The 14,608-nt window shown below is 33.6% G+C and carries 10 protein-coding genes; 6 read left to right on the forward strand and 4 right to left on the reverse strand.

Annotation, left to right across the window (positions count from 1 at the left end; genetic code table 11):
- The first annotated feature begins 142 nt into the window (after nt 1-142).
- Entirely contained in the window at nt 143-1,156 is a 1,014-nt protein-coding gene (locus ACFPTQ_RS04850; RefSeq protein WP_379775555.1) for a mannose-1-phosphate guanylyltransferase, read from the forward strand.
- Nucleotides 1,157-1,357: 201 nt separating this feature from the next.
- On the opposite strand, the gene ACFPTQ_RS04855 is transcribed toward ACFPTQ_RS04850, so the two are convergent.
- A complete protein-coding gene (locus ACFPTQ_RS04855; RefSeq protein WP_379774553.1) occupies nt 1,358-3,415 on the reverse strand; it encodes a hypothetical protein in 2,058 nt (685 codons plus the stop codon).
- 148 nt (nt 3,416-3,563) lie between these two features.
- Here ACFPTQ_RS04855 and ACFPTQ_RS04860 point away from each other — a divergent pair, with 148 nt between their 5' ends.
- From ACFPTQ_RS04860 to ACFPTQ_RS04870, 3 genes are all read left to right on the forward strand, one after another.
- Complete coding sequence (locus ACFPTQ_RS04860) at nt 3,564-3,854, forward strand: hypothetical protein (RefSeq protein WP_379774556.1); 291 nt, start codon at nt 3,564-3,566, stop codon at nt 3,852-3,854.
- An 18-nt stretch (nt 3,855-3,872) separates the two neighbouring features.
- Nucleotides 3,873-5,147, forward strand: coding sequence for an oligosaccharide flippase family protein (locus tag ACFPTQ_RS04865; RefSeq protein ID WP_379774559.1), 1,275 nt, complete (start codon nt 3,873-3,875; stop codon nt 5,145-5,147).
- Between the two features lie 82 nt (nt 5,148-5,229).
- Nucleotides 5,230-6,432, forward strand: coding sequence for a glycosyltransferase (locus ACFPTQ_RS04870; RefSeq protein WP_379774562.1), 1,203 nt, complete (start codon nt 5,230-5,232; stop codon nt 6,430-6,432).
- Here ACFPTQ_RS04870 and ACFPTQ_RS04875 read toward each other — a convergent pair.
- Genes ACFPTQ_RS04875 through ACFPTQ_RS04885 form a run of 3 tightly spaced genes read right to left on the reverse strand, consistent with a single transcriptional unit; the run spans nt 6,415 to nt 12,279 of the window.
- A complete protein-coding gene (locus ACFPTQ_RS04875) occupies nt 6,415-7,968 on the reverse strand; it encodes a cellulase family glycosylhydrolase (protein WP_379774564.1) in 1,554 nt (517 codons plus the stop codon). The two genes, ACFPTQ_RS04870 and ACFPTQ_RS04875, sit on opposite strands and share 18 nt — an antisense overlap.
- Nucleotides 7,952-9,190, reverse strand: coding sequence for a hypothetical protein (locus ACFPTQ_RS04880; protein WP_379774567.1), 1,239 nt, complete (start codon nt 9,188-9,190; stop codon nt 7,952-7,954). Before ACFPTQ_RS04880 ends, ACFPTQ_RS04875 begins: the two co-directional genes overlap by 17 nt.
- Entirely contained in the window at nt 9,187-12,279 is a 3,093-nt protein-coding gene (locus tag ACFPTQ_RS04885) for a hypothetical protein (RefSeq protein ID WP_379774570.1), read from the reverse strand. The genes ACFPTQ_RS04880 and ACFPTQ_RS04885 overlap by 4 nt, the downstream gene beginning before the upstream one ends.
- A gap of 193 nt (nt 12,280-12,472) precedes the next feature.
- Here ACFPTQ_RS04885 and ACFPTQ_RS04890 point away from each other — a divergent pair, with 193 nt between their 5' ends.
- Both ACFPTQ_RS04890 and ACFPTQ_RS04895 read left to right on the forward strand, forming a co-directional pair.
- Complete coding sequence (locus tag ACFPTQ_RS04890) at nt 12,473-13,651, forward strand: glycosyltransferase (protein ID WP_379774572.1); 1,179 nt, start codon at nt 12,473-12,475, stop codon at nt 13,649-13,651.
- Nucleotides 13,652-13,865: 214 nt separating this feature from the next.
- Nucleotides 13,866-14,558, forward strand: coding sequence for a PH domain-containing protein (locus ACFPTQ_RS04895; protein WP_379774574.1), 693 nt, complete (start codon nt 13,866-13,868; stop codon nt 14,556-14,558).
- Nucleotides 14,559-14,608 lie beyond the last annotated feature (50 nt).

Below are 14,608 nucleotides of genomic sequence, written 5' to 3' on the forward strand. Positions count from 1 at the left end.
AGATTTAAAAATCAACGTTTATATTGTTCCTAGTGATGATGAATTGAATAGTGATTTCTTAGGAAGAATTTACTGTGAAGAAAATGGAATCGAATTGTACTTTGTAAACAAAGAGCCTTTTTTTTTAGAAGAAGAAGCTAAAGTGCTTTCGCATACTAAACATAAAGTAACACATGTAGTTTTATCAGGTGGAGTGGGAAGTCGTTTGTGGCCTTTGTCTCGAAAAAGTCAACCCAAACAGTATTTAGAATTGTTTGATGGGAAATCACTTTTTGAAATGACTATTGAACGCAACGCACATCTTGTAGATCAAGTTATGGTAGTAGGCAATGTAGATAATTGTCATTTGAGCAAAAGAGTGATGGATAAATTGTCAGGGGCCTATATCAATATTGTAGAATCAACACCAAGAAATACGGCAGCAGCAATAGCTTTTGCGGCTTTTGCATCCCAACCAGATGATATTTTGATTGTAACGCCTTCTGATCATATTATTGAAAACCAAGCAATGTATGATGCTGCCATCCTTGAAGCTATTGAGAAAGCAGCTAATGGTTTTATTACCACTTTTGGTATTGTTCCTACAAAACCTGAAACAGGCTACGGCTATATTGAAAGAAACGATGATCAGGTGATTTCTTTTAGAGAAAAACCGAATCAAGAACTTGCTAAAGAGTTTATCAGTAAAGGAAACTTTTTGTGGAATAGTGGTATGTTTTGTTTTAAAGCAAGTGTGTTATTAAGTGAATTACAAGAATTCGAGCCAGAGGTGTATGCGCAATCTAAAAAAGCTTGGGAGAAAAGTAATAATGGATTATTGGATTTAGAAAGCTCATTAGCAATCCCATCAATAAGCATTGATTATGCTGTAATGGAAAGAAGTAAAAAAATAAAAGTAGTATCATCTGCTTTTGAATGGTCAGATTTGGGTTCTTTTGAATCGATATATGATTACTTAGTAAGCAAAGGACATCCAATAGACAAAGACGGAAATATGGTAATAGGGACAGATATGTTTTCGGCTTTTTTAGGTTTAGAAAACACCATTTTTGTGGCTACTCCTACAGCCTATCTCATTTTACAAAAAGAGCAATCACAAAATGTAAAAAACATATACAATCAATTGGAATTAGCTCATTCTCATTTGTTAAATTGAAAATATAGTCATTTTTTAAAATGGCTAAAAAAACTAATTCAAACCCTAATTAGTTAACAATGTAACCCATTGTTAGGAAGCTGCTCTTGATTGAGCAGCTTTTTTTATGAGGAATAAATTTGAGTTTATCTATAATTTGGGTTGAAAGTATCAAACTCGCTTTTGTAAAAAGGGAAAAAGTTTATGGTTTGAAGGGTATTATTACAAATTAAATAGTGGTTTTTCAAACAGTTTCCAACGGAGTCTTAAACCAACTTCAGTATAGGTAAATCCTCCTACGGATACAGATTTAATATTACTTTTAATACCATATATATTAAATAATAAACGGTCGGAACATTTGTAACCCAGTTTAGCCTGAATTCGATAAGTCCATTGTTTGTCGTTGTTTTCAATAAATTGATAACCCGTTGCAAGATTAGCATTGTAAAACCAAGAGTTGTTTTGGGCTATTTTTTCATCTTTCAGTACTTCTAAAAACAGTTCGACAGCATTAAATTTGCTTGGGCTAAAATAATCCGTAGGAACCTGATTTTTAAAACTAATGTATTGATAGTTCAAACCTCCTTTTAAAACAGGTTTTGATAAAAAGTTATAATAGAGCGAAGTAAATAATAAATTTCGGCTGTTATTGTCGGTTTGACTGGTGTAAAAATATTGGGTAAACCATCCAAAATTAAAATTACTACTTATGTTATAATTCATGTAATAATGATTTGCCGCAATTTCTTTATCAATTAAATCCGAGTTGAAGTTTTGCATTTCTCTTTTATACCCCAGTTCTAAGTCTTGTAACTTCATAGGTTTTATTTTAAAAAAGGCATGAAGTAAACTTTGATTGTATTGATTGTTACTAGCATTGGCAGCAGTAATACCCGCATTAAAAGTAAAATCCATTTTTGGATGGAATTTATAGTTTACTCCGGCTACAAAATCATTGGTTTTAGCACTGGCTTTTGTAATAGTGTTTTCAGTTTCACGGTATTGGTAGCTAGCACTAAAAGCCCATCGGGTGGAAACCGGGAAGAACAGATTTGTCAAAGAGGTTTTGGCTGTGTTTTTTCCATTATCAAATGCATAGGACACTTTTTCTTCGAGAACAGGGCTAAATTCATCTTCTATTTTTTTAAGAAATTTTGTGGCGTCATTTTGATTTTTAAAAATTGTGAGCGTTTTTTTTACAGCATCTACTGCATTAGTGGTTAATCCTGAGGCATAATAAGCATTGGCAATCCCAAGATTTCCATCAAAAGATTGGCTGTCATTGACTAAAATACTTTCGTAAAAACCAATACTTTCCTTAAAATCACTGCGGTATATGGCGAGAGTTGCCGACAGGGCTAAAACCCAATTCTCTGTTTCATATTTAGCATGCAGTCCTTCAATTTTTGTCTCAGCCAGTTTGTATTTTTTATTCCAAATCAAAGCCTGAACATAACGTTCGTGAGTTTGTTTGAGTAAGGTTTCATCGCTTATGCTGGCTACTTTTTCCATTGCAGTTTCGGCGATGGCAAGTGCTTTTTGATCTTTTTCGTCCAAATGTTCAATTAATGCTAAACCATTTAAAGCAATAATAGGGTTTTCTTCAGCAAGTGTTGTATAGGTTTCTTTGCCCTTATCAATATTTTTACTAATTAAAAATAGATTGGCTTTGTTCAATAAGGTTTCTTTGTCCTTAGGGAAATCAACTAAGATTTCGTTGTATAAGTTTTCGGCCTCATCGTATAATTTTTCATTGACTTTTTCATTAGCATAACCTAGTTTAATGTATTTTCTAGAAATTAAGGCGCCCGGATTGGCCGGCGAAAGCACTAAGGCTTTGTTTACATAATCTAAGGCCTCTTTGTATTCCTTCAAATTCGATAAGGTATTAGCATAGCCCAGATGTGCTACAAAATTTGTTGGATTCTTAGTAACAAGGGAATTATAAAAAACCTTAGCTTCCTCATATTTTTTGTTCCAAAGTAAGGCTTCGGCATAATTCAATTCAATTTCTAAATCGCCTGGATATTCGGTTTTCATTTGTGTAAAAAGGTGCAAAGATTCAGCAGCTTGCTGGTTCAAACCAATGGCTCTGGCATAGCACAAACGAGCGGTTTTATTTTGAGGATAATCCTTTAATATCATTTTGAAAAAGAGTTCTGCCTGCGCAAATTCTCCCTTTTCTAGAAAGTTAAATCCTTTATTCATGTCTTGAGCCCTACTCATTACACTGAAGAATAGTAAGGCAATAAGAATGTTATGTTTTGCAAATATCATATTATGGGGCTTCTGGTTTCTACTTAAGCAAGTTAAGGATAAATAATAGAAATTCACCTACAGTAAATTGCCATTCAACGAAAAATTCCACTTAAGGCATAATTACAGAAGATATTTGTATCAATATTAATCATTAATACGCGACACAATGGCAATCGAAATTACTTATAGCGGTGGAGTTTATGAAATTAAAGGACTTTTAAATTCACAAAATAGTGATGCGTTTACAAAGCATTTTGAGGCGGTTATGGAGCACTCTAAAGGAGTTGTAATAACGTTGAACAAACTTTTAGATATTGACAATTATGCGGTAAAAAAAATTAGTGAGCTGTACAAAAAAGCAGTGTTGACCGATGAGTTGTTTTACATCATTGGAAGAGAAAATGCCAAGGTAAGTCAGCAATTTGCTGCTTTGAATTCGGACGAAATTTTACTTTAATTATATAACGGTATCATTATGAAAGCGATAGCCTACAATTTATCAGCCATCCCAAAACGATTAAGTCCAGAACAATTGTTTATGGTAACCATTCTTTTTGTCAATGCTGGAAATTATCTCTACAACTTGTTGTTAGGTAGAATCTTAGGGCCAGAGGCTTTTGCCGATGCCGCTTTGTTGATTACTTTTTTGTTAGTCTTATCTTTTGTAGGGATGACATTTCAAATTGTATCGGCTAAGTATGCTGTTTTATTGGAGGAAAATGCATTACACAATTTCATTCAATTTATCACTAAATATGCAAGTATTTTAGGTGTTGTGATTGGCATTTTAGTGTGTGTTTTTAGTGCGCAATTGCAGGCCTTATTTCATACCGAATCTGCCAGTATGTTTTATGTTTTTGGTGTTGGGATTCCGTTGTATTTTATGATGAGTGTTAATCGTGGTTTGTACCAAGGTCATCATAAATTACAACAATTGGCTACCACTTATCAAACCGAAATGCTTAGTAGATTATTGTTGACTATTGGAGCGGTGGTGCTTTTGCCTTATTTTTCTACTTCACTAGTTGTGGCAGCTGGAATTACATTATCATTTGTTTTTGGATTATTTCCATTTCAAAAACAAATAGGAAAATCAATTAAACCCAGTGTTGCCAAAGCAGCTACAACAATTGATCAAGGAGCAGTGGTTCGTTTTTTTATGCTTACCGCATTTTATGAATTGACTCAAATTATCATCAATAATAGTGATATCATTTTGGTCAAACATTATTTTGATAATGAACAAGCAGGATTGTATGCCTCATTGGCGCTTATTGGTCGTGTAGTTTATTTTGTAGCTTGGATGTTTGTTATGCTTTTATTGCCAAAAGTGATTCAGTTAAAAAAAGAAGGCAAGGAAACGGTACCTGTTTTATTGAAATATGTCGCCTACATTAGTATATTATCGGCGGGGATTGTTCTAGCTAGCTTTTTGTTTCCAGAAATAGTTGTTCAATTGATGTTTGGCGATGCTTATTTGTCTATTGCCCCATTATTGTGGAAGTATGCCTTAGCAACTTCGGTATTTGCAGTTGCTAATATATTTGCGTACTATTTCTTATCCATCAACCAGTATTTTCCTGTTTTGGTTTCGGGTATTTTGGGTTTAACTCAAATCACCTTGATTGTTTTTTTCCATAATTCCTTAACCCAAGTTGTTGAAATGCAAATTATCGCCATGCTTGCTTTGTTGTTTTTTCAATTGGCTTATTTCTTTTACCAAAGTAAAATGAATATTCGCCGACAGTAAATTTCCATTCACCGAAAATTTCCATTCTCCCTATATATTTTAAACACTTTTGTACTGTAATTAATTAAAACCCCAGTTTATCATGAAAGTAGCAATTGTAACATCGTTTCCTCCTAGTAAGATAACATTAAACGAATACGGTTATCATTTAGTTAAAAATTTTGTTCAGAAAAAAGAGGTGTCTGAATTGGTTTTAATTTCAGATGTAACCAAAGAACCAAAACAATTGGATTTTGAAAATAGTCATAAAGTAAATGTTAAAGAGTCTTGGTCTTTTAATAGCTACTTCAATATTTTTAGAATCATAAAAACAGTTATCAAAGAAAAACCAGATGCTGTTCTTTTTAACCTTCAATTTGTAAAATTTGGAGATAAAAAAATCCCAGCCGCTTTAGGTTTATGTATTCCAATGATTTTGAAATTTTTAGGATACAACTCTGTGGTTTTGTTGCATAATATTTTGGAACAAGTAGATTTAGAAAATGCTGGTTTTGCTCAAAACAAATGGATGGCTAAAATCTATAATTTCATAGGAACTAATTTAACAAGATGTATTCTTAAAGCCGATGTTGTAGCGGTAACAATTAGTAAATATGTTGAGGTTTTGCAAAAAAAATACAGTTGCAAAAATGTAAAATTAATTCCGCATGGATCATTTGAAAAACCAGTTACTCCCGTATATGATTTGCCAGAAGGACCTAAAAAAGTAATGGCTTTTGGGAAATTTGGCACCTATAAAAAAGTGGAGATTTTAATTGAAGCTGTAGAACTTATTCGTCAAAAATCGGATATGGAAATAGAAGTTGTAATTGCAGGAACAGATAGTCCAAATACACCTGGTTATTTAGAATCAGTGAAACAAAAATATGCACACGTACCAGGACTTATTTTTACAGGTTATGTTGAGGAAAACCAAGTAGCAACTATTTTCAATGAAAGTGCAGTGGTTGTATTTCCATATACTTCTACAACGGGAAGTTCAGGGGTTTTACACCAAGCCGGAAGTTATGCTAAGGCTGTAGTTATGCCTGATTTAGGAGATTTAAGCTTATTAGTAGAAGAAGAAGGTTACCGTGGTGAATTTTTCAACCCTGAATCGGCTGCATCATTAGCTTCTGCAATTGCCGTTATATTAGAAGATGATAATTACCGTATGGAATTAGCAAAAACCAATTACAAAGCGGCTAGTGCACTTTCTATGGATAAGATTGTAGACATGTATTTGATTAGTTTTGAAGAAGTAATTATCAATAAAATTGAAAAATACTTAGTACGTAATATGTGAGAAAGAAGCTTTTTTAATTCCTCTTTCATTGATAAACCCAAATTTCATTTGTCTTCTTTTTTGCCAAGGCCATTTTCCAGCCACTTGATCCGGCACATGAGGAAAATCATATAAGGTCCACGACATAAATGCAAGTTTGTTCTTTTTGAATAAAGCTTGCATTTTTTTATGGTATTCGGCTTGTTCTTCTTCGTTATAACCTCTAAGATTCCAAATTCCATTATAGGAAGGAACGCCAAATTCTTGAATCAAGATGGGTTTTTTGATTCTTTTTTCTAAGCGAATTGTTTCTTTTTCAAAGTCGGCAATGGCATTGTAAAAATGATAGGAAACAAAATCAACTTTGTCTGCTAGATGTACTGCTTCTTCAGCGTTAGACCAGCCAATGGTAATCAAATGATTGGGGTCATTTTGTCGAATGACTGTTATCATGTGTTCTAACCAGCCTAGTACATTTTCTTTGTTTCTGGCTTTGAAATCCAAGTTGGGTTCGTTTTTAATGTCCCAAGCCAAGATGTTTTTATTGTTTTTAAAAGTCTTTACGATAGTTTCGGCGTGTCGGTGTGTTAAGGTCCAGTTTTCTAAAGAATAATCACTGTAAAAATCAAAAAGGGTAATAATTACATAGAGTTGTTTGCTTTCGGCTAGCGCAATTATTGTTTTTAGTTTTTCTAGCTTTTCCTTGCGAATATCGGCTTTGCCAAAATCATCATATTGAACAAATAGTCGGATAGAATTGAGTTTCGCTTTTTTGATGATCTCAAAATCTCTTGCGATTGTGTCCGTATTAAACAATGAGCCAAAGGTGTCCCAAGCCGAATTTTTAGGATAATAATTGATCCCTTTTATAGTAAAAGGAATGTTGTCTTTTAAAATCGAACGCCCTTGTATTGTAAATACAGCATTAGATTGTTGTGGATTTTTAGGAACTGGTATTTTAGCCATTTTTTGAAAATGTCTAACACGCCAAAAACCATCTTCTAGTAACATCATAACTTTGTAAGTTGCGGTATCTTGAATAGAAGTTACAAGTTTGCCATGTTGATATACTTTTTGAAATTCGACTACATTTTTATCTGTAAATACAACCAGTTGGCCATCGGCACTGTAAAATTCTAATCTGGGATTGTGTTCTAAGCTAGTGCTTTCTATAGTGATACCATTTTTAAGATTGTGGTCAATACTTTTGTATAGATTTTCACGGGTATTTTGCGTATAATAATCTTCAATACCTTGCTTAGAATTGTTTTGTAAGGCTTTGTTTTTGACTAACCAAGAAAATAAATAATCTTTCTCGATTTCTTGAAGTGTGGTAGCTTCCATTTTTCTACCTTCATTGTTCAAATCTTCCCAAACGGTTTTAGGCAAATAGGTGTTGATGGTTTCTTTTTCTAAATGCAGCATCGAAGTTCTATCTGCACCCGTGTTTAAAAAACGAAGAGTTTTATTGATACCCAATAACACTAACACATTTATTAGAATAAACGACAGGATTAGACCTATGCGATACATATTTCGATTATTTACTAGTGTCATATACTTTGGTTTTGATTTTTTGAGTAATTCCTAGTGCAGTAATTTCAAAGTGATAGTTGTTTTCTTTGTAAAAGTCCCTCGGTAATTTAAAAGTTGCCATTCCTCTTGAACTAAATTCTGTTAGGGTTTCCACCCATTGGTTGTTGTGGAAAATCCTTAAACTTACTTTTATACCGTCGGGAACTAATTGTCCCATAAAGCTAGTTAAAGGACCTACAATAATTTTTCGATTATGGTTTGAAAAGGCATAACGGAAAGATTCTAAAATGGGTTTGTAAGTCACCGCTATGGTGTTGCTTTTTGCAATTCCCGTTACATAGCCCTTAATAGTGTATGTGTCTGGATGATCTGGATGTAGGATTTGCCCTGAAGCAATGCCGTTTATAGTAGTTCCTACTGTTTTAAGAAACGCTTGCTTTTTAGTTAGGATGTTAAATACTACTGTAGTGCCATCGCTTACGATATTGCCGTAGGCATCTCTGATAACAGAAGTGCTAATGGTGCTAATTTGGTTTCCGTCGGCAAAGTCGTGATTTCGGGTATATTGAATAGTGAAGTCAGTCGCGATATTTGGATACACTTCGGTTTCAATTTCCTTAGTGGTTGTTTTATCGCAAGAAGACGAGGCTATGAGTTGACCTGATTTTCGGTTGGAATAAATGTTTTTCCAGACGATAAAATCTTTTGTTTTTAAATTTTCGGAACGAATATCAGATAAAAACTGGTCAAATACGGTTACTGTAGTGCCTTCTGTTTTAGGATTATCATAAGAGTCGGTAGGAACCATTACCATCATAGTAAAATCAGTGCCGCCAGCTAAAATACTTCTCGGACCCAAGTAATTTTCGATTAGTGTTTTAGTTTGGTTGTTTGGAATGATTTCAATTTTTCCATGGCTTGGAGTGGCATTCGGATGAATGAAAAACCAAGAAATAACGCCTGTTTTTTGGGTGTATATTTTAGGGATATCAAATTTGATTTTGCCGTTTGTCATTTGGCCTTCCACAATAGTTTTACCATAAGAATGAATGATGAAAAGTTGTGCTTTTTCGTCGGTAGTAGTATTGGATGAAAAGCGCAACTGAATTGGTTTTCCAGCAACATATTGGGTGTTTTTGTTCTCTAAATGCCAAAGGCTTTTTTTAGTATTCGATTTTTGAATACCAAAAGCGAGTAAGGCCAATACACTTATTCCAATTGCTATGTAAAACCGTTTTCTCATGGTCTTGGATTACCAATATAATTGTTGATTTCTATTTTGATGTAGCTAAAACCTTTTCCTTTTACAGCCTGTAATTGTTCGGAATGTTGATTTATATTTCGATTAGGAACCACTGTTTTTGCAATTTCAGCATTGGAAATTCCATTGACAAAACAGTTTTCTAGGCTGGATTGAATAGGTTTTATTTTTTCCAAATTTAAAAAAGCATAATCAAAATATTGTTTGCGTTGTACACGTACACCTTCGCGAACAAAAAAGTGATCTACATAAAGGAGTTTCTTATTGGCATCATAATAGGAAACTAAGAGTTCGGGTATGGTGACTTCTTGCGTTCCAAAATTGAATAAGGTACCCGTGATTTTCTGGTCGCTAATACTCAAGTCTGATAAGGCTACCTGAGTATATAAATCGGTTATGGCTACATTTCCAGCACATTGAATATTAAAACTAGCAGGCGTTCCTTTTAAATCTAAAGGAGTGTACTCATTAGGGTTAAAAGTGGTTGGTTTCATTGTGTCTTTTTTCAGCCAGGCAATATCTTCAAAATTAACCCTAAAGCTTGTGATTTCCTTAGGCATTAATTTATGTTTTATAACATATTTAGCATTATGAGAAGCTAATTTGCTATAGGTTTTGTCATATAATGAAGCATTTACGACTACATCGGCAGGTACGTTGTCTATATTTTGAATTTCTCCAATAACCACATATTCGTTTTTGTATTGTACTAAACTAGCCGAAAGTATTTCTAATACCGGCTGTTTTAATACATCATCATGATAGGTTTGTTGGGTAGAAATCACCCTTCGGCCTTGTTTGAAAAACTGATTAATACTGTTAATGATAAACTGGTTAGGAGGGATGTCTAAATCTAATTTTCTAGGAATTATATACCATTCCGAACCTATTTTCTCTACCTGATGGTAATAATCTTTATTAATGATTTCCAGTGGTGTTATCCATTTGGTTTTAGCCAGTACGGTAGCTTTAGTAGCACTGGATTTTACTATTTTTATATCAATAGCATCAAGTTTAGCATAGGAATTCAAGATGCCGTCGGCAACAGAAGTTTCAAGCATAAATTGAGCAATAGACAATTTGCTTTTAGGATTAATAAATGAATGTGCTTTTTCGAATTCTTTAAAATCCAGAGCATCATAGTAGGATTTGACTACGTTCTTGGGACTAATTTGTGGAGTTGTATTGAGATAAAATTGATAAATAAAATAACTGATGACAACGATTAAAATTCCTGCCCAAATGTGAAGGATTGTAATAAGGAAGTTAGGAAACTTTTGATAAGGAATCCTAAAAGATAAAAAATCAGGTTTCGGGATGTTTTTTAGTTTTAAACTGCGGTAGAGTAGCATTTGAATGTTTAAAACAAAAGCTACTAAGATGGTAAGTACAGGTATGATTCCCCACATTAATTTTTGAAATGTTGGCACATCTTCGTACGGCAGAATTTTTGAAAGTGGTGGAACGTTTGATTTTTCCCAAACCATAATACCATTTTCTAGTTGCGATAAGCGATGCCAGCCACAGAAGTACAAAATGGGATCGTAAAATTTATCATTAGAAAAAATGTATTTCAAATTGTATTTTTCGGGTACAGTCAAGAATTGTTGTAAGGAACCGATACCTTCTAAACCTCTAAATTTTGAATTTTCGAGTCGTTCTACCGCTCGGGAAGTCAATTCAGGTAATCGTCTTGCCGAGTGGTAATTACCATCTACGGTTAGCCCTTTCGTTTGATAGGAAAGCGTGGCCATTTGGTCACCAAAACCTAAAGGTAAATAACGCCATTGGTCATGTTGGTCTTGGTTTAGGAAATTAACTATGGGTAAGGTATTGATTTTTTGAGGTTGAAAGGGTCTAAAATAACCTAGGGTAATGGTAAAAATAGCCATCAGGATAAAACAACCGGCCAGTAATCCTCCTAAAATTCGATGATAGACCTGTCCAAAACGATCTTGAATTGCGGTTTTTAAATCGCCTTCTACTAAACGATAGCTAAATTCCCCAAACATAGGCAAACTCATAATCGAAGCCCATAAGGTAAAACGGTCTAGGGTTAGGATATTGAAGGCATTGTCACCTAAAATTTTTAATGGTATAGGAGTTGTTCCTCCGGTTCCTAATACAAAAAGTAAACTTAAGGACAAACCAAAAAACAAATACCTTTTGCTGTAATAGCGGTAAAATAAATAAGGAAATAAAAACAACAAAATACCCCAAGGAATCAAAAAGAACATCAATCCTGATGAGGTGACTTCTAGAAAATTATCTCTACTTCCATGAGGGATGGGAACTTGAGTAATTGGATTTTTTTTGGAGTTAATCCAGTAGGGTAAAATACAAAATACAATTAAAAACAAGGATGAACCTCCAAAAACGGCTATTCTTTTTATGAGCTTAAAAAAAGTGCTAATGAACAATTTGAGACGAACTTCTTTAAAACTAGCAACCTGCTCTCTACAACTATCCATTATAGTCATTCCAATTAAAGGAAAGATAAAAAAGACCATTCCAAAAATAGGCGTTACATGATGCGAACAAACCGTTACAGCTAGTAAAGACAGTGAGGTAAAAAGATATTTGTATCTACCTGTTTTAATCCAAAGGTAAATTTCGGGCATGGCATGCATTAAAATAGATACCCCAACAATACTGGGTAACTGCCCAAAAATGTGTAAAGTTTCTACAAAAGAGGATGAAAAAACAGCCACAAGCGCAGTATAACCCGCTACTTTCCTATTGGCAGTTATTAGCAAAGCAAAACGATAGGTTCCCGTGATGAATAAAATGACCGCAATAATGGCCACGGTGAACAAACCAAATTTTAATCCTCCTACTAAGGAAAGCAACCCAATAGCCTGATGTACCAGCGGCGGATAGCCCATAACGGTAAAACCGGTGTACCAACTATAGTTCCAAGGCTCAAACCAACTGTTTGCATAATGGTTGGCAAAAAACAGATGGATCAAGGCATCATAAGTGTTTTCCAGAGTGAAGAAAATAGCACTGGAATGAAATAACACTCCTATGAGTAAAGCAACAATGAGATATTTATTCGTTTTTTCTGACACAGATTACTTTTCGTTTTTCATTATTGTAAATATAGGAAATAAACTATATGCAGTCGAATTTAAAGTATCTTCATTTAAATGCCATTCGACGACACATCTCCTACCATTGGTCTAAAATTCAAAATTTCAGCAAACCTTCGTTATACATTTGTATCAAATAAAGCACATAATCAACCATTTAAAATACAGTGTTATGAAAATTTTAATTATTGACGATCAGGAATTAGTATTACTTTCTTTAGAGAAATGTTTAACAGATTTAGGCTATAATGTTCAAAGTGCTAATAATGTATTTGATGCTATCGCTCAATATGAATCTTTTGTTCCTAATTTAGTTATTGCCGATATTAATATGCCTGTTTTAAACGGCGAAAATCCAAAAGATTTACCATTTACTGTTAACGATACTGCAGCTGGTTTAGAAATTGTAAAATACATTAAGAATGTAAAAAAAGACGATACACCAGTAATGATATTGTCAGGTAATAATGATGAAGAAGTTATTTTAAAAGGTTTCGAATTAGGTGTAGCCGATTATATGAAAAAACCGTTAAGCTTAGGCGAAATTGGAGCCCGCGTAAAACGATTAATCGGAACCACTTCTGAGACACATTTAGACCATAACAAGCGAATGATTCAAAACAATTGTATTGGTGTTGTAATTCCTTGTTACAATGAAGAAGAAAGATTGTTAAGCGAAGAGTTTAAAAAATTTGTAGATTCTAATTTGGGATATCATTTGTGTTTTGTAAACGATGGTAGCAAAGACAATACTTTGAAAGTGTTACAAGAGTTAAGCAAAGGAAACGAACATAGAATAAGTGTTTACAATTGCGAAAAAAACGGAGGTAAAGCCGAAGCTGTGCGTTTAGGAATGTTGCATTTAGCCAAAGACAATCAGTTTAACTACATTGGGTTTTTAGATGCTGATTTATCTACTAATTTTGATGATTTTAATGATTTAGTAAACACGATTTCTAATTCAAAATACAAAATTGTAAGTGGTTCTCGTATCAATAGAATGGGAGCCGATATTGCCAAAGAATCGGCTAGAAAAATCATTAGCCAAGGAATTAATTTTATCATTCGTAAAACTTTGGGAATGGATTTTAAAGACACACAATGTGGGGCTAAAATCATGCACAAAGAAATCGTAGAAAAAACATTCCAAAAGAAATTCTTAACCAAATGGTTGTTTGATGTGGAGATTTTTATGCGAATGAAAAAGATTTATGGCAAAGAAGAAGCAGTTAATTTAATCTGCGAAAAACCATTAAACAGATGGGTACACATGGATGGATCTAAATTGTCATTCAAAGATTCGTTTAAGATTATTGGACAAATAGGGCAAATTGCAGTTCATTATAAATAAAGTTGTTACATTTAGTTAGGAGAAAGGGAGTAGGCCATCACGGAATGCTCTCTTTTTTATTTAGTCCGGATGGCAGACAGTCCTATTAAATTTTATCAAAAAAATAATACATCATTCGGTGGGAGTAAAACAATAAAATACTAATTTAGGTATTACTTTTGATATGAAAATCAAGACGATAATTTAGAAAGTGTCAGTATAAATCCCATTTAGAATGAAAGAACAAATCAAGAAATTTTTAAACGAAGAACAAGATCCTAAGGCGATAGAAAAAATCACTTCAAAATTGAATGATTTATTAATGAAGAACGAAGAGATAGGATACATAGCCGTTCAAAAAAAACCAGCCATTACTGTTTTTCCCGACAGTATTGTATTAACAAATAAACGAATCATTCTTTGCCAGCCAAAAAATCTAGGGCTATCAATGGATTTTATCGATTATACTTGGGACCAAGTCGAAGGAACTTTTGTCAAAGAAAATATTCTGGGTTCCGAGTTTTCTTTTTCTACTAAAACCGAAATGACGGTCTCTATCGATTATATTCCTAAAATTCAGGCACGCAAGATGTTTACCTTTGCCAAAGAACAATTGGATATTTTAAAACAAGGAGCTGTTACAAATCCACCAGCCGTTCCTGAAGCCGCGGTAGAAGAAATTGAAGAAATGGAAACCGAAGAAGTGACTAATTTTGCCGAAATTATTCCTGCTACCGTTCCTGATTTTTCTTTAGAAAAAGAGGAATTTCATAACCCAATTCCGGTGACTAAGGATAACGGATTAGCAGGACTTACACAGGATGAGTTGTTTGAAAAATTACAGAATTACAAGAAATTACTCGATAATGGATTGATTCTTCAAGGAGAATATGATGCCTTTAAGAAAGAAATTTTGAGTTTGATGTAGATAAAAATATTTTTAGTTTATTTAATTTTAAAACCCCAACAAGTTATTCA

Origin of the sequence: Flavobacterium sp. GCM10022190 (genome assembly GCF_042656445.1) — a bacterium.
In the GTDB taxonomy this organism is placed as follows: Bacteria; Bacteroidota; Bacteroidia; order Flavobacteriales; family Flavobacteriaceae; genus Flavobacterium; species Flavobacterium nitratireducens.